20 protein-coding genes are annotated in these 24,085 nt (G+C 39.2%); 3 read left to right on the forward strand and 17 right to left on the reverse strand.

The window, feature by feature from the left end; genetic code table 11:
• Window positions 1-5: 5 nt before the first annotated feature.
• Window positions 6-1,355, reverse strand: a complete 1,350-nt coding sequence (locus ACTUJY_RS14390) for a GH1 family beta-glucosidase (RefSeq protein WP_463616805.1) — start codon at window positions 1,353-1,355, stop codon at window positions 6-8.
• A gap of 137 nt (window positions 1,356-1,492) precedes the next feature.
• A complete protein-coding gene (locus ACTUJY_RS14395) occupies window positions 1,493-2,500 on the reverse strand; it encodes a LacI family DNA-binding transcriptional regulator (RefSeq protein WP_463616806.1) in 1,008 nt (335 codons plus the stop codon).
• Between the two features lie 595 nt (window positions 2,501-3,095).
• Between ACTUJY_RS14395 and ACTUJY_RS14400 the strand changes: the two genes are divergently transcribed.
• Together ACTUJY_RS14400 and ACTUJY_RS14405 are read left to right on the forward strand one after the other, a co-directional pair.
• The gene (locus ACTUJY_RS14400; RefSeq protein WP_463616807.1) at window positions 3,096-3,353 is read left to right on the forward strand and encodes a hypothetical protein; all 258 of its coding nucleotides are present in this window, start codon (window positions 3,096-3,098) and stop codon (window positions 3,351-3,353) included.
• An 87-nt stretch (window positions 3,354-3,440) separates the two neighbouring features.
• Window positions 3,441-4,343: an ATP-grasp domain-containing protein gene (locus ACTUJY_RS14405; protein ID WP_463616808.1), complete on the forward strand. Its 903-nt coding sequence runs from the start codon at window positions 3,441-3,443 to the stop codon at window positions 4,341-4,343.
• A gap of 301 nt (window positions 4,344-4,644) precedes the next feature.
• Here the strand turns inward: ACTUJY_RS14405 and ACTUJY_RS14410 are convergent, their stop codons facing one another.
• From ACTUJY_RS14410 to ACTUJY_RS14430, 5 genes are all read right to left on the reverse strand, one after another.
• The gene (locus ACTUJY_RS14410) at window positions 4,645-6,798 is read right to left on the reverse strand and encodes a peptidase domain-containing ABC transporter (protein WP_463616809.1); all 2,154 of its coding nucleotides are present in this window, start codon (window positions 6,796-6,798) and stop codon (window positions 4,645-4,647) included.
• Window positions 6,798-8,045: an HlyD family secretion protein gene (locus tag ACTUJY_RS14415; protein ID WP_463616810.1), complete on the reverse strand. Its 1,248-nt coding sequence runs from the start codon at window positions 8,043-8,045 to the stop codon at window positions 6,798-6,800. The genes ACTUJY_RS14410 and ACTUJY_RS14415 overlap by 1 nt, the downstream gene beginning before the upstream one ends.
• Window positions 8,045-12,181, reverse strand: a complete 4,137-nt coding sequence (locus tag ACTUJY_RS14420) for a two-component regulator propeller domain-containing protein (protein WP_463616811.1) — start codon at window positions 12,179-12,181, stop codon at window positions 8,045-8,047. The genes ACTUJY_RS14415 and ACTUJY_RS14420 overlap by 1 nt, the downstream gene beginning before the upstream one ends.
• A gap of 139 nt (window positions 12,182-12,320) precedes the next feature.
• Window positions 12,321-12,512, reverse strand: a complete 192-nt coding sequence (locus ACTUJY_RS14425; RefSeq protein WP_463616812.1) for a hypothetical protein — start codon at window positions 12,510-12,512, stop codon at window positions 12,321-12,323.
• 733 nt (window positions 12,513-13,245) lie between these two features.
• Window positions 13,246-14,403 carry a PQQ-dependent sugar dehydrogenase gene (locus tag ACTUJY_RS14430; RefSeq protein ID WP_463616813.1) on the reverse strand — a complete coding sequence of 386 codons (1,158 nt, stop codon included), beginning with the start codon at window positions 14,401-14,403 and terminating at the stop codon, window positions 13,246-13,248.
• Between the two features lie 128 nt (window positions 14,404-14,531).
• Here ACTUJY_RS14430 and ACTUJY_RS14435 point away from each other — a divergent pair, with 128 nt between their 5' ends.
• On the forward strand, window positions 14,532-14,963 hold the full coding sequence (locus tag ACTUJY_RS14435; RefSeq protein ID WP_463616814.1) for a hypothetical protein: 432 nt from the start codon (window positions 14,532-14,534) through the stop codon (window positions 14,961-14,963).
• A 48-nt stretch (window positions 14,964-15,011) separates the two neighbouring features.
• On the opposite strand, the gene ACTUJY_RS14440 is transcribed toward ACTUJY_RS14435, so the two are convergent.
• From ACTUJY_RS14440 to ACTUJY_RS14485, 10 genes are all read right to left on the reverse strand, one after another.
• Entirely contained in the window at window positions 15,012-15,923 is a 912-nt protein-coding gene (locus tag ACTUJY_RS14440) for an acyl-CoA desaturase (RefSeq protein ID WP_463616815.1), read from the reverse strand.
• An 89-nt stretch (window positions 15,924-16,012) separates the two neighbouring features.
• Window positions 16,013-17,236, reverse strand: coding sequence for a pentapeptide repeat-containing protein (locus tag ACTUJY_RS14445; protein ID WP_463616816.1), 1,224 nt, complete (start codon window positions 17,234-17,236; stop codon window positions 16,013-16,015).
• A gap of 472 nt (window positions 17,237-17,708) precedes the next feature.
• A complete protein-coding gene (locus ACTUJY_RS14450) occupies window positions 17,709-19,694 on the reverse strand; it encodes a hypothetical protein (protein ID WP_463616817.1) in 1,986 nt (661 codons plus the stop codon).
• Window positions 19,695-20,314: 620 nt separating this feature from the next.
• Entirely contained in the window at window positions 20,315-20,584 is a 270-nt protein-coding gene (locus ACTUJY_RS14455) for a hypothetical protein (RefSeq protein WP_463616818.1), read from the reverse strand.
• 61 nt (window positions 20,585-20,645) lie between these two features.
• Window positions 20,646-20,960, reverse strand: a complete 315-nt coding sequence (locus ACTUJY_RS14460) for a DUF7677 family protein (protein WP_463616819.1) — start codon at window positions 20,958-20,960, stop codon at window positions 20,646-20,648.
• A 35-nt stretch (window positions 20,961-20,995) separates the two neighbouring features.
• Window positions 20,996-21,529: a hypothetical protein gene (locus ACTUJY_RS14465; RefSeq protein ID WP_463616820.1), complete on the reverse strand. Its 534-nt coding sequence runs from the start codon at window positions 21,527-21,529 to the stop codon at window positions 20,996-20,998.
• Between the two features lie 71 nt (window positions 21,530-21,600).
• Entirely contained in the window at window positions 21,601-22,008 is a 408-nt protein-coding gene (locus tag ACTUJY_RS14470; RefSeq protein WP_463616821.1) for an FYVE zinc finger domain-containing protein, read from the reverse strand.
• Between the two features lie 188 nt (window positions 22,009-22,196).
• On the reverse strand, window positions 22,197-23,273 hold the full coding sequence (locus ACTUJY_RS14475; RefSeq protein ID WP_463616822.1) for a hypothetical protein: 1,077 nt from the start codon (window positions 23,271-23,273) through the stop codon (window positions 22,197-22,199).
• Between the two features lie 51 nt (window positions 23,274-23,324).
• Window positions 23,325-23,690 (reverse strand): hypothetical protein, encoded by a 366-nt coding sequence (locus ACTUJY_RS14480; RefSeq protein WP_463616823.1) that lies wholly within the window; start codon window positions 23,688-23,690, stop codon window positions 23,325-23,327.
• A 3-nt stretch (window positions 23,691-23,693) separates the two neighbouring features.
• A complete protein-coding gene (locus tag ACTUJY_RS14485) occupies window positions 23,694-24,083 on the reverse strand; it encodes a tail fiber assembly protein (protein WP_463616824.1) in 390 nt (129 codons plus the stop codon).
• Between the last annotated feature and the right edge of the window lie 2 nt (window positions 24,084-24,085).

Below are 24,085 nucleotides of genomic sequence, written 5' to 3' on the forward strand. Positions count from 1 at the left end.
TCAATTTATCGATTTTTTAAAAAGTACTCAAAAGCTAATGCACTGTTCTTTTTGATCCGCGTTTGAGTTTTATAATCCACATATACCAAACCAAAACGTTTGGTATAGCCTTCTGCCCATTCAAAATTATCGAGCAAACTCCACGCAAAATAACCTTTTACATTGACTCCCTTCTTTATTGCACGATCAAGCGCATGAAGATGCTGATGAAAATAATCCACACGATTACCGTCCTCAACTTTTCCGTCCTTTAATTTATCATCAAAAGCAGCGCCGTTCTCAGTAATATAGATAGGAGGTAAGTCGTAACGATTATGCAAGTGACATAATAATTGAGTCAACCCATCCGGATAAACCTCCCATCCCATGGCCGTATGCGGTGCTGAAGGGTTATCAACAAAACAATAATTCGAATGATTATGATGCTTAACAAGATGACGGGTATAATAATTGATCCCTAAATAATCCAGAGGGGCCTGAATAAGTTCTAAATCACTCTCCAGTTGTTGTGGCGTCAATTGTAAATAAGAGGTATCAATCTCATCGGGATACGAACCATTTAGTAATGGCTGAATAAACCAATGATTGTTTTCCACAGCAGCCAACTCGGCCGCTTTTCGATCTTTCTCTTGTTCAGACGCTGAATCGTGTTGCCCCAAATTGACGACAATACCGCGTTGCGCTTTTGGAACATTCGAACGCAGCACTTGCATCGCCAAGCCGTGCCCCAGCAATAAATGGTGCGCGGCTTGTTTTCCTGCCTGTTTAGGCGTCAATGTTGAATCCTCTTGGATACCCGGAGCGTGCATGCCCACTTCATAAGAAAGAATACTTGAGCAAAACGGTTCATTGAGCGTCGTATAAGCAAATATTCCATTACAGAACTCACGCGTAAACTTATCGACATAATCGCGAAAGTGAAACGCGGTTTCACGATTAAGCCACCCTCCCTTCTCTTGGAGACGTTGTGGCAAATCCCAATGATACAATGTAATAAAGGGTTTAATATTCAGATGATGTAAACAGTCGATGAGTCTTTTATAAAAATCGATCCCTTTTGGGTTTAACTTACCCGCTGAATTCATCACTCTTGGCCAAGCTATGGAAAACCGATAGCTATCAAATCCCATCGCTTTCACAAGATCGAGATCCTGCCGCCACAAATGATAGTGATCGCAAGCAACGTCACCCGTATCATTGTTTACAATTCGACCGTCTTGCCGACAAAATAAATCCCAAATGGAAGGCTCACGCCCATCCATGGTTACCGCCCCTTCTATTTGATAGGCCGAAGTGCCGACACCCCATAAAAATTCTGGGTGCAGCAACCTAGACGCTTGGGGCAATTCAAACATAAGATCAACGCTCCAATATAAAAGCTTCGAGAATAATTTTAGAGTTAGCTATAACGGGAATTTGTTACCAACTCACCGTGAAAGCGCTTTCATATTATACCAGTCATCCTCCTAATTCAAACACAATGAATGCAATATCAACTCAGCTGTTTGTGTGAGGACTCTCGAACAACGAGTCGCGGAGTGACCGAGAGGTTAATGACTTCCGAAGATTCCATCTTATAAACACGACGCATAACCAATCGAGCCGCATCGGCGGCTATTTCTCGTACAGGAAAATGAATCGAAGAAAGTTTGGGGGATATGTAACGAGCAAAAGTAATATCGTCGAATCCAATTACAGCGATATCGTCTGGCACTGAATATTGCTTATCCTTTAGCGTTTCGATAGCACCAAAAGCCATCTCATCATTGCCACAAACCAATGCCGTAAAAGGTCGATTTCGACCCAATAGGTGAGCAACACCTTCGCGTCCACCGGTCTCTTGAAAGTCGCCTTCGACGATCAGTTTTGAATCAAAAGGAAGTTGGTATTTTTTCAGTGCTTTTTGATAGCCTTCGAAACGTTCGCGAGCATCATGCTTCCATTGAGGTCCCACAATACAGGCGATTTTGGTATGACCTTGCTGTATTAAGTGCTCTGTCGCAAGAAAACCACCCCGTTCATTGTCGAGCACAAAGCACTGTTGGGTAATTTCTGGTATATGCCGATTAAGTAATACTAAATCAATATCCCGCTTAGAGAGCTCAATCAAATATTCATCACTTAAGGTTTCAGCATGGAGAATTAAGGCATCACAACGACAAGCGATTAAAAAGTCGATGACTTCTTTTTCTTCCGCTTCATTTGCATGACTGCTAGCAATTAACATTTGTTTGTTAAATTGCCTTAATACACTTTCGGCCCCTGCCATCATTTCACCAAAATAAGGCCCCGCCAACTCAGATACCACCATTCCAACACTGTCGGAGCGGTTAGACGCAAGAGAACGCGCATGAGCGTTTGGACGATAACCCAATTGCTTTATCGCATCCATGACTCGTTTCTTCTTGTTTTCGTCAACCGGAGTCGTGCTATTAAGAACACGAGAAACGGTTGCCTGAGAAACACCGGCAAGTTCTGATACGTCTTTAATGGTTGGCATATAACCTATTCTTTTAAAGTGAACACTCAGTGAAAGCGCTTCCTATTTAACCACTGATTTCTGTATGAGTCGAGTATCCGGATAGGATAGCCGTAGAACGGCCTTTTCTTGTATTTCAACGCTTAAATGGATGTCGTAAAACCAGTAATAGAATTAAATGAGCATCGGGTTGTTGAATCAATGGTCAGTCATTCGATCACTTTGTCATTTTGAATAAGGCTGAGTAATGAACGATTAAGCTCAAATTTTAGAATGAAGCTGCCCAACTTTTATTCCATTAAACGCTTTTTTCATTCTTCGACTATTAAATTTCTGCTAGAGATGTCGAAATTCTGACACTCATTTAATTTTGGCAGAAAATTCAAAGCATTTTGTCGTGAATCTGTTAACTCATCTTGAAATGCCGACATATGATAGCGGCCGTCAGATGAAAGACGGCTTCTCGCGCTCACGTTTAGTGGTATTTGCGCCACCAAGTGTAAGGGCTATTTGAAGAGGCAATGAACATTGATAATGTTTCATTTAATTCTGACATAGGTAAGCAATTAAAATGATCTTCTTAATTGCGTTAATTTTGAACATTGGAGTACATAAAATGAAACATCCATTTGCATTAAATAATTCTGAGCTTGAATCAGTACGTGAGTTAACTTCTGAAGAAGTTAATGCTGTTTCTGGTGCTAAAAAAGGCGACCGTTACACCACTATGGCGCTTGGTGAAGAAGGCGGTGATATGACCACTATGGCTGTTGGTGAAGAAGGCGGCGATTACACCACTATGGCTGTTGGTGAAGAAGGTGGCGATTACACCACTATGGCGCTTGGCGAAGAAGGTGGTGACTTGAACTTCTAGTTCAAAACCCATTAGTTCGCGCAAAAAGGTGAGACTGCTTTAGTCTCACCTTTTTATGTTTGTGCAGTACATTGAGGAAAAGTTTTTATGAAAGTGCTCGTTATGGGTCACATCCGTGATCAACATGCCATCCATATGCAAGAAGCATTAACAAAAGCCGGAGCAAACTCCGAAATATTGGACACTCGATTGTTTCCTAAAGAAACGAAAATTACTTGGGAACCTGAGTACTCGAGTGGGCGCATTATTTTACCCAATGGCCATGCGATTAACTTTGAAGACATACACTCAATTTACTGGCGAACAATCAATAAAGTTGAAATTGCTAACATCGCGCCTGAGTCGCGTTACTTAGCCTACCGTGATGCAATGAGCACGTTACGCACTTTTCTCAACGGCTCAAAAGCGAAATGGGTTAACTCTTGGGACGCCTACCAATACCACAAAGAAAAACCATTGCAGCTCGCACATGCGGCTCGACTGGGCGCTAAAATACCCAAGTCGGCAATAACCAATGCCCCAGAAGATGTTTTAAATTTTGTCAAAGGCGTTAATAAAGCCATTTACAAACCCGTGTACGGTGGCGCACACACTGACTATATTTCAGAAGCGCTTTTAGAAACCGAACGACTCAGTAAGGCGCTTTCAGTTTCGCCGGTTACACTGCAGGAGTACATTGCTGGCACGAACATTCGTTCGTACGTGATCGGTGACGAAGTGTTTTCAGCTGAAATTGCGAGTAATAATGTTGATTTTCGAGAAGATGATCAGGCTGAGTTAAAACGAGTTGAATTGAGTGATGAGCTGAATGCGTTAAGTATTAAAATTGCTAGAGAGTTTGGGTTACACTGGACCGCTATTGATTGGCGAAGAAGTGAGCAGGGAGAGTGTTATTTTCTTGAAGCTAACCCCAGCCCAATGTTTATTCACTTTGAAAATAAAACAAATTTTCCAATTACGGATCGACTGGTTAAGTTACTGATGTCTTAGGCTCCTAAAGCCTAGACAGTCCCATTCGTGATAGTCTTCCAATAGCTACGAAGTCGGTAAGTGTTTTACTTTTCGCCAGATCAAGTGCGCACAAAAAGCGCTTCAATGGCGGCTAACAGAGCACTTATCGACTTTCGATTGCCTCCAAACTTTCTTACCCCAAATTCACGTTAAGTCGCCTCTGAATAAAGTCTAATGAAGAGACGATTTAAACTTTCACTGATACAAACGACGCAACTCCAGTTCCAACTTATCTAAAATCCCTTTGATGTATTGGCTGAATGACTCAGTTATATTTTCCTTATGCGATCGACTCATTATGAGTGGACTGACCCGTCGCTTGTTTTGCAACCACTTCCACCAATTGACCATTTTGAATGCAAAGAATACGATCCGCGCTTCGAATTGTTTCTGGTCGATGCGCAATAATGACCCGCGTTATATCCAGTTTTTTTACCGCATCATTAACAATAGACTCTAATTGAGTGTCCAAATTGGAAGTCGCTTCATCGAGAAAAAGAATCTTCGGTTTTTTATACAATGCACGAGCTAACAAAAGCCTCTGTCGTTGTCCGCCGGAAAGCGTCGTTCCCATGTCGCCTATTAATGTATTGTAACCCATCGGCATTTGAGTGATATCATGATGGATGCAGGCAAGTTGTGCACAATATTCGGCGTGTGCTTCATCCATATCAGGGTCAAAAAAAGTAATGTTATCGAGCATAGAGCCGGAAAGTAATTGATCGTCTTGCATCACTGCTGATAGGTAACCACGATATTGGCGTAGACCCAACTTATGTATTTCGCGATCATCAACCAGCACTTTCCCTTCCGTAGGATGCAATAAGCCAAGCATTATCTTCATCAGCGTTGTCTTACCACAACCCGAAGGCCCAATAATGGCGACTGACTCTCCTTGACTGAACGTTGCATTGACTCCCTTCAACACATGAGGTTCGTCTTTTGTATATTTAAACCCAATATCAATCAGTTGAAGTTTACCGTTAACCTGAGTCACTTGTTCAAGCGAGGTAGACTCTGTTTTTTCTTCGGGAGTCATTGCTATGTCGGCAATTCGAGTTAAATGCAAACTCAACATTTTAAACTCGATGATTTTTTCAATCACCGCTGCAGTTTTAGAGGTAAATTGACCTTTAAATGACATGAATGCGATAAGCATTCCAACCGAGAATTGACCTTCCAATACCAGCAATGCGGCACAATAGATCACTAAAACATTTTCAAGTCCAAACAATACTTCATTGATCGCTTGATAGCTGATATTAAACTTGTTAACACGAATTCCAGCATTCATTGCATCCGCATAGTGATTATGCCATACAGCTTGTCGCTGAGATTCACGTCCGAACAACTTAATACTTTGCGAAGCCCGAACGGTTTCCATAAAGTTACTGCTTTCATTAGCATTGGCGACAATAGCTTCTTCTTGAAGTCTTTTTAATGTACCGTACATAGCAAAACGAATGGCGCCATAAACGCATACGAAGGAAATCACTATTCCGGCGAGCAATGGACTGTAAACCATCATCATGATCAAAGTACCAATCGTCATGATGCCATCAACAACAGTTTCTATTAGTCCCGTTGTAATGAGCTGCTTGATATTGTCAACGGATTTAAACCGAGAAACAATATCACCGATATGTCGTTTCTCGAAGTAAGACTGAGGCAGCCTTAAAAGATGTCGAAACAAATTGGCGGCCATTTGAATACTGAGCTGACTGCTCAAATACATCACAATATATGAGCGAAGTACGGTAGTACCAACTTTAATCAACACAATAAGTGCAAAAGCCGCGGCAAGAACAATGAGTAAATTTAAATCATTCCCTATAAGTACGTTATCAACAACCATTTGCACATAAAGCGGACTAATCAGTGCAAACACTTGAAGCAAAATCGATAAAAAGAATATTTGGATGAGCGCCCTTTTTAGGCCACTCATACGGCTCCAAAGATCACTCAGCTTCATGCTTTGTACTTCGTCTTTCTTCTGAAACTGCTTCGTCGGCGTTAACTCCAATGCCACACCAGTAAAATGTTTCGATGCATCAGAAAAGGAGAGAACTTGCTCGCCTTTAGCCGGATCATGAATGATAATTTTCCCTTTCTTAACAGACTTTAATACAACATAATGATTAAGATCCCAATGCAAAATGGTTGGTGCTTTTAATTGAGACAGCATGTCAAGTTCAACTCGAATGGCTCGCGTCGAAAATTTCAAACTGTCCGCGGTTTGCATAATGCCCTTAAGCGTCGCTCCTTTTAACGATACCGGATAGCGACGCCTTAACGTGTTCATATCAATTTGGTGGCCGTAATATCCAGCGACCATAGCCAAACTCGCCAGCCCACATTCGGCAACTTCCGTTTGCAAAACAATAGGTAGCTTAGCTTGTCGTTTAAACGATAATAGATGTACGGGGTTTTGCATTAAATACGACCTTTCAAGCTGTAAAAAGGATCCAATATCCAGTCAATCAATGATAATTGCTCCAAAATAATATCTGCTTCTAGGAGCATACCTGCTTGAAGCGGAAGTGACTGTCCATAGGCTTGAACACTCTGTGCGTCGAGCTTTACCCGTACGCGGTAAACCGGCTCGTTTAACGTAACCGGCACAGGCAGCTCCTTTGGAACTAAAATGACTTCGGATATCTTGTCGACTACACCACGATGTACACCAAATCGCTGATAAGGAAATGCAGCGTAGCGCAACATCACCTTCTGTCCGGGTTGGATAAATCCTATTGCCTTTGTTGGCACAAAAAGTTCAGCCTCAAACAAAGCGTTTGCTGGCAATATAGACATTAACGGTGAGCCTGGTTGAGCAGAATAACCTTCGTGAGATTGGAGCGCAGTTACCCGACCTGAACGAGGTGCAATTAAAGTAAATGCACCTTGGCTTTTAATATTAAGAACTTGAGTCCTAACATCTGATAGTTTGCTACTTAAATCGAGTACTCGTGATGTTGACTTGATTGGCAGTTGCAGCTGCTCATTTTTGGTATGTTCAAGCGAATTCTGAAGCGCTAATAATTCACGCTCTGAGTCGTTCAATTGAATTTCTTTAGTCAGATGTTTTTCATGATATGCTTTGTACTCTGAGTGAGATAAATGGCCTTGTTCTCTTAGTTCTCTTGCTTTTTCAAGCTGCTCTAATGATAATTGGAACTGATTTCTCAATAGTTTTACTTGCCTTTCTTGTTGATGAATTTCCTTTCTCAAACCTTCAATCTTACTCGAAAGTTGTTCTTTTAATAGCGCTTCCAAACGCCTTTCTTCTCCGATTTTCTTTTCTATTGTACGTCGAGTATCTTCGAGCTCCTTCACCAAAGCTTGATCGACATTTTCTATATCATGTAAGGCTGACGATGTTGAAATAGTGAGCAGTTTATCACCCGCTTTAACATAACTTCCCTCGTTAACAAACTGCTCAACAACCGTTCCTGATCGAGTTGGGTAAATTTTTGCCAGTCCGTTATCAGGAACAATATACCCAGATACAGTTTCTCGTCGAGCATACTCGCCCCAATAGAGTAGCGCAGTCATGAGCAATACAAAGATGGAAATCACGGCAGAAAGAAGCAGAAAAGACAGAGGTTGAATTAATAGCACCTCTCCCCACAAACGTTGTCGTTTGCTTTCCAAAACTTCTTTTCGAAATAGAGATGATGACATTATGTATTTCCACTCAGCTTTTGAGCCGCTTGTTTACTGACGGCTATCGCTTTACTTGAAACGAATTCAGACGGTGTTTTTCCATATTTAGCTTTGAAGCACTTACTAAAATAAGTGTGGGTCGAAAACCCGACTTGTATGGCCACATCGCCCGCAGTCATTCCTGATAATAGCAACGGACATGACTTTTCAAGCCGATAGGATCTTAAATAGTCCGCTGGTGTAATATTCAATAAGGCTTTCATTTTTCGGTACAGCTGACGTTCACTCATAGCAAGTTCTTTTGCAAAATCCACAACTTTCACATCCGGATTTGAATACCGCTTTTCTAAGAGCGAACGAAATTTTTCCAGAAACTTTTGCTCAATTGACCCCAAACTTGTGTCGTTGCTGATTGGTGTATCACTTTGTAAAGATGTCTGATCGAGCGAAACCAACCTTTGTTGTATCAACTGGCGAACTTCAAGTAGGTTTTGTATTCGCGCCAACAGTTCATCTGCATCAAAAGGTTTACTAATATATTCGTCGGCAAAATTTTGCCATCCCGAAATCCGGCTTTGTTTATCATTCTTAGCGGTCACTAATATAATGGGAATGTGACTCGTCAATTTACTTTTTTTAATTTCTTTGCAAACATCAAAACCAGTAATACCAGGCATCATAACATCACTAATAATCAAATCCGGAACAACTTGCTTTGCTAACTCAATGCCTTGTTCACCATTATTACATGTCATACATCGAAACATTGGCCTTAAAATCAAAGCGATGTACTCACTCATTTCCTTATTATCATCGATAATTAATATTTGTGTTGTATGAACTTCTGAGTTATTCGTGTCGGAGGAGATAGTTTCATGACTACGACTTAGCTCTAGCGCGCCTCTTACTTCTTTTAATATATCGTTTTGGTCTGATTTCTCATTAAACCGACCCTGCAAGTCACTTATTGGTAAATCTACAATGAACCTTGAACCTTTCCCCTCTTCACTTTCGACTGCGACTTTACCGTCATAGGCCTCTACCAGCTCTCTAACTATTGAAAGACCAATTCCTGACCCGCTGGCTGACATATTATTAAGATCATTCACGCGATAAAATCGTTCAAAAATTGAAGCAATTTTGTCTTTCGCGATGCCGATACCGGTATCCTCTATCACAATGAGCACTCGCTCATTCTCTAAAGACTTGACACGTACAAAAATAGAGCCGTTTTCGGGTGTGTATTTGATCGCATTCGATAGTAGGTTTATACATACGGTTTCGAAGTTTTCAGAACTCATGTGCACGTTACAGTCGGATTCAATTATCAATTCAACATGAATATTTTTTTGTACCGTATATTCTTGAAATGAATCAATGATGGTCCGTAGAACGGATGATACTGGAGTGCTACATTCTGTCTGGTTAAATTGCTCCACCTGCATGCGTTCAATTTTAAGTAACTGACTTACCAAACGATAAAGCCGCTCCGCATTACTTCGAATGATGGATAACATCGTCATTTTATATTCGTCGTCTTCGCGATCGATAAGCTGCTTTAATGGCCCCAGAATGAGAGTTAAAGGCGTTCTGAGCTCGTGGGACATGTTCGCCAATTCTCTACTTTTCTTTTCCAATAACCTATCAACCGTCATTTTCTCCTTTGTTAATTCTTCCGTTCTAATTTTCACTTGAGCCTCAAGTGCTTGCGCTCGACGTCGAATGCTTGAAGTTCTAACATTATAGGCAATGACAAGGATAACGATAAAAAGTACAAAGTAAGCAATCTTTGCCCACAACGTTAAATAAATAGGCGGCTCAATATTGATTGTTATCGCCCTAATATTATCGCCCCACAAACGATCATTATTACTCACTTTAAGCTCTAAAAGATATTCTCCTGGTGATAGGTTGCTAAAGGAGACCCGTCTATGATCAGCTGCGCCTTGAATCCAACCGTCCGTTAATTGTTTAATTCGATATGCGAACCTGTTTTCTTTAGGTGAAGCATAATGGCCGGCAGAAAACTCTATGGTAAAGCTAGACTCTTTGTGACTTAATGTAATGTTATCGACAAATGAAATCGAGTCACTTAATCTTAATCCATCTTTTTCATCCGATACGGATATTCTCTGGTTATTAATGTAAAAATCGGTAAAAATAGGTTGCGGTTTAAATGGATTAGGTTTTACATTTTCAGGATAGAAAGCTGAAAGCCCATTAGTACCAGTAAAATATATGAGTCCATTGGACTTATCGAAGTATTTACCGCCAGTAAATTCCAGACCCTGTAAACCATCGTTAATACCAAAGTGAATTGAATCATTCTTCACATAGTTAAATTGAGTAAGTCCTTTATTGCTACTGATCCAAAGATTTTGTTGATTATCACTCTGAATTGCGTAAGCAGAATGACTCGCTAGCCCAGAACGTTTGTTAAATACTTTAAATGAATCAGATTGTTCAAGATATAAATTCACGCCGTATTCCGTAGCAATCCATACTCGACCGGTGTCATCGACATGAATATCATTAATATAGTGGCTACTTATAGCGCCATATTTTTCTGATGATACTGCATAGCGTTTAAACTCCCCATTGGATCGATCCAAGCGAAAAAGCCCACGCTTTGAACCGAGCCATAAACGATTTTTCGAGTCTTCTGCTATAGAGAATATTTTCTTTGAATCAATAGGCTCATGACTCATCTTTTGAATGGCATCCCTTGTAAAAGTATCATTTTCCGCTAACCATTTATCAATGCCATTATCTGTAGCAACCCATAAATTATGGTCGCTATCCTCATACAAAGTGTAAATCGAATTGTGACTGATACTTTCGCTATTGTTTACAACATGAACAAACTGCTTAAAGTTGTTTTCATAATCATTATAGCGATTTAAACCACGTGCCGTAGCAACCCAAATTTGATCATCGTGCGTTTCAAGAATATCGGTGATCAAGTTGTTAGTTAAGCTCGTTTTGCTCTCGGCATTAGCTTGGTAAAACTGGCATGTCCCATCACTCTCTAACTTGTAAAGTCCGTTATTTGAGCCAACCCATCGACGTCCTTTAGAATCAATAAGTATAGAACTCACAACCTCACCCACACAGGAGGACTGATGCTCATCAGCAGCAAAATGTAGAAACTGTAACGTATGTAAGTCGAGTTTATTAATGCCTTTGTTAAAGCCCCCCGCCCAAAGAACATGACTTCGGTCAACATACAAAGAGATAATTTGATTTTCGCTCAAGCTATTAAATCGATAAGGATTACGTTGATAATGTTGAACCTTACTGTTGTTAATAAAGCGATAGATTCCATGAGCAGTAGCCACCCATATATCGTGTTTATTTGTTTCGACAATATCAAAAATTCTACGGGCAGAAACAGCGCCTTCAGTTTCAGAACTATTGAAGTGATGATGCAGAATATTTTGACGGGTATTTAATTGATAAAGGCCAGCTCTTTGTGTTCCAATCCATAAGTCCGAGTTGGTAGAAAAGAGCAACTTTGAAACATGTTCATCCTTAATTGCTTTTAGAGTAGCGTATTGATGAGGTGCTTCAACATAACGCCCATTTTCGGTATCAAGAAAATGGATTCCACGAGCAGTTCCGACCAGCAAAAGAGCATTATTGGAAAAACTTAACGTATTCACATAGCGCGTATACCTCGTGTTTTCCGGGTTAATGATTACGTTGAATTGACCCGTTGATATCGTGTAAGACAAAACGCCCGATCTGGATGTTCCTATCCATAAAATGTCGTTGCGAATCGTTAGAGATCGTATCGCACCAACATCGTTGTCATTGTCAAACGAATTAAATTGTATTTTTGTGAATGTTTCTGTTTTAGGGTCAAGCTTATTCAACCCACCATCCTGAGTTGCAATCCATAAATTTCCATAAGTATCTTGCACAATATCTTTAATAACTTGACCGGATATGGCATGCGCAGAAGACTCGTCCTTTAGAAATTGACGAAAATGGTATCCATCGTATCGATTGAGTCCATTATCGGTACCAATCCAAATAAAACCTTGCCGATCTTGAAATGTGACATTTATTGAGTTTTGTGAGAGGCCATGCCGCGTTTCTAAATGCTCAAAGTGCAAATGAGGCACTTCATTAGCATAAACAGAACTGGGCACAATACTTAGCATTAAAACAAAAATGCAAAGCAGTTTAAGGGGAGAACTTACATTAGAAGGTATCATAAACGATTAAAATCAGTCTCCCCCTACCGATTACCACTAATCAAAATGTAACAACTATGTTGTCTATTTAGTGTTAGCCTTCAATAAAGCACTGTAACCATCTTTTTAAATCGTCTTTTCCAGGTGCAACGGTGTTATCTCCATCCGGACCATCTTCTGGTTTTACAGTAACATCACCACTTGGGCTGTATACATCATCACTATTTTTTGACGAAGCATTTCCGCCCGCTATTAAGTCAAGCTCACTAACCGTAAGTTCTCTCACTGTTTTTCTCCATTTTAATTAAGAATGTGACTCTTAAACCTATTGGAAAGAAGCTACAAAAAATGTTTCATCGTTTAATTTTTATCAAACGTCAAATTCATTTTATGAGTAGCTTAAAATCGGCGGCAAGGTTACACAGAAAGAGATATTAGGTCAAACCCTCTAATAGCTGTTTTTTGACTCCTTTCGGTTAAATACAATTTTGTGTTTATAAATGTAAAATTTCTTGTATTAATAAGTCATTCGAACGTTGTCCGATTTTTGATAACCAATGTCTAATAATTGAAAGTAATCCGTATGTTTTTACATCGATTTATATAAAACAATTCCGACAGTGCACTATCATTATTCTGACAGTTAGATTTATATGCGTAAAATCAATCACTTACCTATTCATATAAACCTCAAAAGTTGCTGATCTATTTTTAATCTATCACTTTGTTTACTTTTCAAACGGCTAAACAAAAAAGCAGTACGTTGAACCAAAAAAAACGCCATAATTAAGTATTGGTAATATTTCACATATCTATTAAAAATAAGGTAACGGGACATTGCACATGGTTAGGAGTGATTAAAAATGAATCTGGACTGACCAAATTAGAACAGTTGTGTTTAATTGTTAATTTTTTATGACAAAGAGTTGATATCGCTTTTTAGCTTCCGTTGCGTGCAATGAGTTCATGCTTAAAAAATGGCCATGGATAACGTTAATACTTAAAGGCTATCGAGACCCTTACTTTATACGTGACAATTTCAATAGTTTTCCATTATTACTGTCGGTTAACACAAAAATTCCACCATCAGCACTGACACGAACATCACGAATCCGTTCGCCAAGAAACTTCAATAAGCTTTGCTGACCTGTCACCTTATTGCCATTTATTTGAACCCAACGTAATTCTCTTGCAGCTAAGGCTCCGATTAAAAAATCGCCATTCATCTCTGGAAACTGTTGACCATAATAAACCGCAAAACCGGAAGGCGCTATCGAAGGCGTCCAATGTAATAATGGAGACTCCATACCTTTATACTCCGTAAATGGAGAAATGGTTGCACCGGAATAATCCTTCCCAAAAGTAGCAACGGGCCAACCATAGTTCTTTCCAGGTTGTAAAATATTAATCTCATCGCCACCTTTCGGGCCGTGCTCGTGCAAAATGACTTGTTTACGAACAGGATCATAAACTAAGCCTTGAGAGTTTCGGTGACCATAGGTCCAAATACTTTTCATTGCCTTTTGATCATTGATAAAAGGATTATCCGCAGGAATACTACCGTCAAAATGCACCCGTGCGACTTTACCCAGTAAATTATCCAGTTTCTGTGCTTGTTCGCGGTAATCAAAGCCATCACCTGTGGTTATGAGTAAAGTCTCGTCGGGCAGTACAGCCAGCCGACTGCCATAATGAACAGGCGTGTCCTTATAAGGCTCCATATCAAATATCACTTTGATATGGGTGAGTTGCTCACCCTTGAGTTGAGCAGATATCACTCGCGTCGTATTCGCCGATCGATCACCATGCGCATAACTGAGGAATAGCGTTTGGTTTTTTTCAAACTCGGGATGCAGTGCGATATCCAATAAACCACCTTGGCTCATCACAAACACTTCAGGCATATTTTTAATAGGCTCTGATAGCTTACCGTTTTGAAACCAGTGCAAGTCACCTGTGCGCTCAGTGATTAGAAGAGAACCATCGGGTAGAAATGCCAAAGCCCACGGATGTTCAAGCCCTTCCTGCAGAATATCCAACCGGAAATGAATCATTTTACCTTGATAATTAAAGCTTTTAATCTGACTTTCATTCTTCGCATAAAGATTGCCAGACGATAAAATACTGACAAGCAAGAGACTCAACAGCCAAGCCATACCCAATTGAATTCTGTGCATTATTCAGTCTCCTCGATTATAATTTACACAAGAGTAATTCAGTTCTTTCACAACAACAAGCCAGGAGACTTTTTATCTCATCCGATACTGGTTACACTCATTAAAAACCCATTCACTTCACTATGAAAATGTCAAAAATAAGAATAATTTTCGCACTTGTGGTAGCCAGCATCACCACTTTTGTTTTTGCCAGTTTTGCACATACTCAATTTGTACTTCACGAACTGGGTCAGCTGGGAATAAACATCACCTGGAACACACGCTTAAACTCTACAGCCTCCGACTTATTGGGCTTAGCACCCGGCTACTTACCAATCATCACTCTGGGATGCGCAATCGGATTTTCATTGACGAGTTGGCTACGATCGCATGTTAGAATACCGAAAACATTAGCTTTTTCGCTGGCCGGTATACTTGCTATGGTAGCTATTCATTTGCTTATGTTTCCAATTTTTCACATTACATTAATTGCAGGAGCTCGGTCTGACTTTGGTTTTCTAATGCAGCTGGCTGCAGGCGCAATGGGCGGTTGGACCTTTAGTGTGTTTTACTCAAAATAAAAATCAGTACAAAAAATGGAAGTGCTATAAAACTATTGTTATCTTAGCTCAAATTTTCGATTTCTGTTTATGATACTGAATGATATCCTCTCGATGTTCTACTGGCCTAGGCTGCCCAATATTTTTAACCATCCCTAATAAACCTAAAAACTGAATAACACGCCAACCCCGATCGGATTGCCCTGGCTCAAGCCCTATACGAGCTGATTCAGGAAATGCATGATGATTGTTATGCCAACATTCACCGTAGGTTAGAACTCCTAATCCAGGTGAGTTTGAAGCTTGAACAGACGCACCTCTCACATGCCATTTACCCGGGCCCGGATTATGACAAAAGTAAGTAATACTCCAATGACCGACGATACTTACAGCGACTCTAACAAACACTCCCCAAACCACATAGGGCCAACCACCAATGCAGTACAAAATCAAAGCAAGAACTAGCTGATGTAATCGCCATGTATTATCAAGCCATTGATAAAATTTATCTTCGCTATACTTGGGTTCTATGTTGATAACTGGGGGAGTTTTAAACTTAAATCGACAGCAAAGCTGCCACCAAAGATCTCGAAAATACCCTTGTTTATGCGAAAAGAAATCATGACATACGCTCTGGCGTTGTGCCCAATCGCGCATATCATGAATTTTTATCACTCCACTCGGACCAGACATCCCAACTATAACCCCCACCCAGATAAGAAATTTTTCCAAGTAAGGATGAGCGACAAATGTTCTGTGAATCATCATACGATGCATACCAACACTATGACCAATCAACAATGTTGTATACGTCAGAATTAAAAACAAAAGTACAGAATCTAAGCTAGCAACCATGGGTGCAAATATTATTGCCGCAACGATCATTCCAAGATTCCAGCTCATTTTGGCAAAATCATATTCTACTTCGCCCTCAACAGGATTCGCGCCATTGTCATTTACTCTTATTACAGGCTCCATCATAGTAAAGCTCCTATAGTTAAAGTTAATGCTCTTGAAATTACCGACAGAGTCGCATAGCCCAAATAATACATTGAACGTACTTATATTTATTATCCGACCAAAACTTTAGCCGTTTCAACATCAGCAGTAATTAATCCGTACACCGCGTAAGCAAAGAATGCCATTAATGGATATTGTAAAATGGTTAATACTTTATCGAACAATAAAAGCTTATTGTAAGAGTAAAAAGAAGGTGTGACACTCGTCCTATTTTCATTTTCTTTTAACTCGGCTACTCGACTTGTTAAAAAGTATCTTGATATAAAAGCAATAAAAGCAAGAACGCCCGCCCATTGAAAAGCCCATGGTCCTGTAGACGAAGTGAGTGCCATAACAAAAGCGTTTGACGTTTCGCAAACAGCTGCACCACAGGGTGTAAGATGAATATTTTCTGTTTCAAGTATTTTAGTAACTTTTGTAAAGCCGTCTTCACTTAATTGAATTCTTGTCCAGTCAATTAGCTCGAGCCACCTGGCTTGAAACCCTCCAATCGCAGCATAAGAAACAAGCTTGACAATAAATGGGATAACAAAGATCAAAAGTAGTAAAAAATTCACGCCTAGCGAAAATGCATTATATTTAGACCGAATCTTTGACCAAATATCAGACTCTAAATTGTGAGGAAATCTCATTCCTTTAATGTAGTTAGAATCGAATTGAATAAACTTAACATTCGATAAATCAGAATATGAAAAATCGGCGAACTCTATACTGGAATAAAAAGAACCAAGTTCGCGTTTATCGGGAAAACTGACTTCACCTACATACTTTGTATAACTAAAGTCAGCACTTATGGCATACATTCGATTTAGACCAGTACAGTTCTTAAATACGCCCCCTTTAAATATACTGTTTGAAAATGTCGCTTTGGTAAACTTGCACCTTTCAAAAACGCAATCAGAAAAATTAAACTTTCCGACATCTGGAAACTTAGAAAAATCACATTCCACAAAGTGTGACCCCACAAAATAGGTTTCAGCCCTAGCAACTGCACTCTTAAAGTCATCCGTTGATTTGCAAGGTTTGTAGTTTTCAGGTTGGATGTCACAGTCTTTCCATACCAGCTCTAGCTTTTTTTCTTGGGTACGCTTTTCTCTCGCTTCGTGGAACTCTTTTTTTCGAAAGCGCATTACCTGTTCATCGTCAGGTAGTATTCCAGTGTCATCATCTTGCATTGTAGAGCGCGCATCGATAATAGCTGAACGATACACCTGCTCTAGATCATCCGCTCCTAAGCAAACCTCTGTCGTGTCAGGTAACTTCCACTTACTCATATTAATATTCCCCAATAAATTCCATGAACTTCGATAACGACTCACTTATGCGCGTTTTTCTTCATTTTCTAGAGTTCACTGTGCAATAAAATAATACAGTCACTCTTAAATATCTAGCGCCTTGTAATACTCTCAAAAAATATTAACTCAAGCATGCGTCTTATCTTCTCTTGACTATCCGGCAAACTTTACACCCACATCGAAGCTAACCTGCATTTCGACTTTATCTCTCAACGTGTTTTACCGCCCAACCGGACTTTCTGAGGAAAATACGCGGCTGGATATAAAATGTGATCGTAGAATAAGTCCAAAATTTTTCGAATAAGAAATAAGTAAACTAAAATTCAACTGGATAATTCAAAAAGGAGCGAAATGGCCTACTCTGAAATCGTAATAGATGAAAGCGTTAATAGCATAAGGAAAAATAAGAGCCAGCGCGAAAGCTCTTTCACGCTGGCTTACAAAAGAAGGATTAATTCAGTGGTTGTATGACCAATTCATTGCCATATATAAACAGTGTATTTTCATCACCACTTAACTGAATTTGACTGTAAAGACCAACAGAATTTGCCAGCATCTTAGTAGAAATAAGCGTTGGCTGCCCACTCGAGTCGATGTCACTTATATCGTATTCTCTTATGTAAGAAATTTCGTTGGTATAATCATAAAAAACATACAGCGCATAAATAGTATTACCATCTCTTGAAATTTCTGCATCAACATATGAGGCATTTAAGTCTTGGGCAGGGTTTGGAAGGCTACCTAAAACATTGAAATTTTCATCCGTAATGTTAATGGCAGACTCAACGATTATTCGACGTTGGCCATTTTGGCTAAGCCGACTTCGAATAATGTCGTACTCACCTCTATCGACTTCAATAAGAGCACCCTCTACTGCGCTGTACTGATATAGTGCCGGATAATGTCCGGTACCAATTATTGCAACACTTCTATCCCCACTAGTGATCGGTGTTGGATCAAACCCTTGCGCTATTCGAACGTCTGCAAAAACACCCATAATGGGATCAAAAATATTCATGTTTCGAAATGAGGCCGAAGTATCCCTTCCGAGTATAACCTCCCCCGTACTAATTTGACGTGCAGACAAGATCGAATGGGGATAGTTATACTCTAGCGTATTAGATTGTTGTTCAACGTAGGTCAAAGCATCAACTTTTTTTACTTCACCAGGGTAAATAACAAATAAACTCATGCTGTCGTTAGCGATTTCTATATCATTCGCATCAGAGTATGGAAATATCCCGTTTTGAGTCCAAGTTGAACCTCGATAACGATACGATTGCCAACCATTTATCGAATTAAAGTACAAAGTTTTTGTTCGATCATCATATACATGTCGAGTATCTATTCTTACGGAATTATCATTTAAAAGTATATATTGATAGTCATAATAGGATTGTGGAATCACTGAAACCGATACAGTCGACTGGGTTTCATTGTCGGATTCGAATTGTATAGCAATATCTTGAGCGCTACTTTTAGGCTCAGCAAAGATTTCCATTTCGTAGCTATTTCGAACAGTCGCAGACGTAACGTTTAAATCTTTTAATCTCACTGAGTTTTCTTCAAGAGATGTAAAACCACATCCTGTAATCGTAAATTGAATTGGCTTATCGACAAATTGAATTTTAGGTAGTGCTTCACTAATTTTGACTTCCGAATCCGCATAAAACTTAACATTTAAACGAAGATACCCATAAAGCCCTGAAGCGTTTTGATAAAAGATACTGATGTCTGCTTCATGAACTCTACACTCAGACTCATTTACGGTTAATGATAAAATTCCCTTTGAACCCTCCGTACTTTTGGTTATGTTTAACCAGTCGCTGGGCTCTTTTTGGTACTCAACTGTGTACTCCCACTGGGTATGAGCGATATTAAGCAGTTTAAAGTCAATTTCAACATCCACGGAGTTTTCAGTCGTATTGTTTTCACGGTATAGTGAAACGGCGGAAGTCGAAAGAGTCGCATACTCCCTGACATGATAATTCAACTCCAAAGTATCACGGCCAAACTCTTGAGTGCAGTTTTGATCGTAACATCCTTGAACAGTGATGTTCGATTGATAAGAGCCGACTGCTAGGTATACCCCCTGGCGTCCTCGGATAACCAGTTCACCAAACGAGTCATTGATCTCGGCCCGTAAAAAAGCAATTTGCTCATTCGTTTGACTTAAGATGAAATAAACGCTTTTACCCGACTCAATCTCCGCTCTTATCGTTTGTGAAACATTGACTCTAACTCGAGTAACCGGCACATCAAGGCTATCAACCATTGTTTCCATACTAATGGTTTGCTTAGCAATATTTAAATTCGCTTCAGGAGTCGTTTGGCTCGAAGAACTTGAGCCACCACCGCAAGCTGAAAGGAGGGCTAAAAAACAAGAGGCCACCAGTATGTGCACAAACCGAACTATGAGAATTTTAATACAAAGCATTTAGACCCCTTAATCGAATTTATTATCTGTCTTATTATTTTCCTCACTGTTCAGCGTTCCATTGAAGCAGCGAGTTCGTAGCCCAGCATTATACTCATTTAATTTAGCGAATAAAAAACGTATTTTAAATACTCGAATAACATTCCATCTCTAACAACAAAATATCTAAATCACCTAATTTGAACCATTTCTCCAGCCCAATAGGAGCGGTATTTTTAATACAAATATCAAATTAACCGTATTGAGATAAGCTTCCGCACTTGATAAACAAAATCGATAGATTTAGATTTCAATTTAAAACGCTAGGTTGAAGTTGCCAAATAACGGTTGGGAAGAACAAAACACACAGAAAACAGCATTAAATCATTGTTTTCAAAGGGGAAAAGTGGTCGGTGTGAGAGGATTTGAACCTCCGGCCCCTTCGTCCCGAAGGATCAAAGCAAATTTCAAAACTTTAATTTTCAAATATTTTCCTTTATTTTCAATTAGTTAAAACGCTTTAACAACTCATATTTAGTCGAAATATACGTCCAAAATGATATATTCCGACATAAAACTACTACAAAGTCCCCCAAATCTCCCATCGAATTTTTATCCAAATAGACCGGACTGAATGACACTTAATCTTCTTCAAAAATTAGTATCGCGTCATTAGAAATTTGAGTTTTATGTAGTCCTTTCAACGAATATGATTCTTTCTCTACCGGTTTTGGATTTCGCCTTAATAACCAGTCTTTATACGCGACTGTTTCAAGTAGCTCTCCATTCGAGCCAGTAACTTTTGCGACGTAAGCTTTGCCTGGGACTCTTGCAGTAATTTCATCAATTACAACAACTGCACCACGCCCTGTAATTTCAAACGTCTCAACTACTTTAAACTTATTTTTCATTTATACAACTATTCAATACCGGTTACTGAAAGTGGCTCAACTACCTTACATAAATCCATAGTTAGTTTTGAGACTCTGGAGGTCCAAATAACGTAATCTCCCAGTCTTCATAGGGGGGAGTTACTTGAAAAGAAGAGTCACAATAGGACTTCAGGTAGTCGGTTGCCCTTTTCTGAGCATAGTCAAAATTTAAAACATTACCATCGTCATCTAATTCGATAACATTTGCAAATATTGCAAAAACCATTTCAATTGCACTGGGTTCAGATCCGTAAAGAACTAAATAATCAACATCTTTTAACATGTAGTGCGTACCACTTGCCATGAAAAAAGCAAAGGTTCGAAGCGCTCCACTAAAGTCATTACTCAATTTCATATTATTCTATTGACCCTCGAGGTATTGTCGAGGCTTTATGTACCCGCCCACTGATGACAAGCAACATAATCTAACAGGTTTATTTGTGCAGACCATGCACGCCCATTATAAGTTCCCGACAATAAAATGATAGGATTTTTAAATTGTTGCCATTCTTCCTTATTTATTAAATCTTCATTGAATTTAGGATAGATGGGATGCTCCTTTTGATAATCGAGCTTTATCTCTATGGACTCGGCATGAATTATTTTATTGCACGCTTGACGTAAAGATAAAATACTAACATTTTTTCCTTCAGTTAATGTACCAACCCCATCAGGATTGTTTTTTTTGTGCTCACTAGAATAATTAGATAAATCATCATTTATTCGCATCATCGCAGCAAATGAAATAAGCGATTCAATTATGTACTTATCTTCCTCATTTTGAAAAGCAATTATTGGACACCAATACTCGTTAATTGGGTTTTTTAGAAGCTCTAAATCATACTTCGTAAGTATTTGAGAAAGTAAAATATAACCCTTCTTTTGCAGTACTTCATTGGATGTTTGTAAAGTATTTGCTTCCATTTTACCGCCTAAGCCAATTTTAAACTCGCTTGATAGTCATATGGTAACTTTTGTATTGTGGCCTATACTATTTATTTATAGTAATTATTTGTACATATACGACAATGATGATGCTCGGTTGTATAGTCGCCCGCCTTGTAGAATGTTAAGTGATAGTGCTTTCCATCCTTCTCAAAACAAACTGGACAAAATGGTACATCATCATTGTCCAACCAATACAACTCCCCATCGAATGTCAGTGCACTCTTCTCGGAAATTATTTTCTCCAGCCCTGCAATTTTTAAGTCCTTTTCGATGAGCTGCTCCTGAACTACAGCTAATTCAAATTTAACGTCAGCTAAAGCACTTATTAAATCTGCAATTTTTAGTTTGGTCTCTGCTTCCGAAAGTGACAGTTCGCTATTTTTGATAAGTTTAGCGAGATCAGTCGCTGTTTTTACACTTGAGAGTACCATACCAATTGAAGCGAGGTCTGGCATATTTACACCTTTCTATTAGTGAATATAACTCTTACTTTCACAGCTATATTGAGTTTAAAGATATTAAATATTACGAGGCCATATCATCTTTATGGCCAAAGACAAACGATATTTTTCCAATATATGATATGACCTTGTGCTTAATAATTAAACTAAGTTATCTATATCAGATTACTATGAATAAATAACTATTTACTTGCATCTTTTACCGCATGCATTGTTGGTTTTGTCAGTATTTCAATCATTGACTTTTGGTTAGACAAATCTTTATCAGTGTTTGCAGTATATCCAGTTGTTTGAGGGGAAAAAATACAGTTAGCAGCTTGCAATAATACAGCATCTCTAACACCTTCATTTCCGGAAGCTTCAATTAGCGCAGAATGCGTCATCAAAGCATTTTGACGATGTTTATTTACTATCGCATTGTGTTTATGATTCATAAAATTTTTCGCAGATAAAAATAGCATATAAGCAATTACAAAAAATACTAAAAATTTGCTAATCGATAATTGAATTGCATCGTACGTATTTTCGGGCTTTAAAAGTGGTATTTTATGGATAAACAGACTAATTACAGCAAATACAGCTAAAGTGATTGCTAACCTGACGGCGCGAGTTTGCCAAATATTAGCCTCATTTGTATGGTGCTCGAACTCTGCACTGAAGTGAACAGCCTGTTTCGTGACACCTTCTTCTGCTGCGACACTTCTAATTTCATCTAATACTAACTTTGCATCTTGCTCATGCTTTATTAATTTATGAGATATCGTTGATGCTTTATCTTCAATCGTTTGTAACGTAGCTCTAGCATCCGAATCTAATCGTTGAAAGTCAGCTGAACGATGTAAGGAGTAAGCTATTAGCTGATACAAAATATTGAAAGCTTGTTGGTATGAATTCTTTAAATTATTTATAAGGCTATTTCTGACTGAAACAGGATCTTGTTGCTCAGGATCAAACACTAATACATCATTGATCATCTTAAAACTATTGTTTGATGAATCACGAATTTGCACGAGGGCTTGATCCGGAAAATCCTTTAAAGCTACTACCGATAATCTTTTATACAAATCAATCAAAGCTTTTGCTGGCTCTACCGCGTCATTAAAATTTAATCGACTTCCAAGCTCAGACTCGCGTGGTAATTCACTAACATCGAATGACTGGATTCGCTCTAACGACTTTTTCGCTTCTTCATATAGATCTTTATTTCCGATTATCACTTTAGCCCCTCCGGTTATCGTATATTTCAGTAAAAATAACATTTAAATCAAAGAAAATTAAGTTTTATACGCATAATATTTTCCTTCTTTAATTCAACTCCTCCCCTTCTTCAACAAACTACCCCAATTAAAATTCCGAAGCTTCTTACTCCCATACACCGTACCGACAATGGTCAGAAACGAATATTTCCACCAGTCAGGAAAGGTTTCCAACATCGCAAAGCCCTGCTTAGCCGCCAACTGTACCGGGTCCGATGGGATAAATGCCATGATGTAAGGAAAACCAATCAAGAGCAGAATAAACTCGTCCTTCCAACCCGCGTTATCCATCCCCGCTTCAATACGTTTGATCGCGGCTTCTGTTTCCGCTTCTTTGATTCGTGCCTTTCGTTCCGATTTCGATTTAAAAAAATCAATCAATCCACCGACAACTGTCGATACCACAATTGGTGCTGCCATACTCTACTCCTTTTCCATAAACCCAGGTCGCTCAGGCCGTATCCATTGGCCCGGAGCATTTGTCACATCGGGATAATCCCTTAACGCTTGTCGATAAACTTTTAACTCAGATTTTTGTTCCTCCGATATAGGATAATCCGCCAGCATAAACCGGTCCGTATCACTCAGCTCTCGGTCTCGCCAAGCACGATTACTTTCCGCCAGAAAATCATCGTCAAAGGATTCCTCAACATAGGCCAACTGCCCCTCAACAATCGCATTGGCACCAAAAACCAAAGCCGCTCGCCACTCGTCATAGGTCAATTCAACTGCATCATCCTGTATGTCATGAATACCACTCAACAGATAACACAGTTCATTGTCCTTCATACACGCAAAATATTTTTTATCCATTA

Source organism: Pleionea sp. WD8-19 (assembly GCF_055326765.1).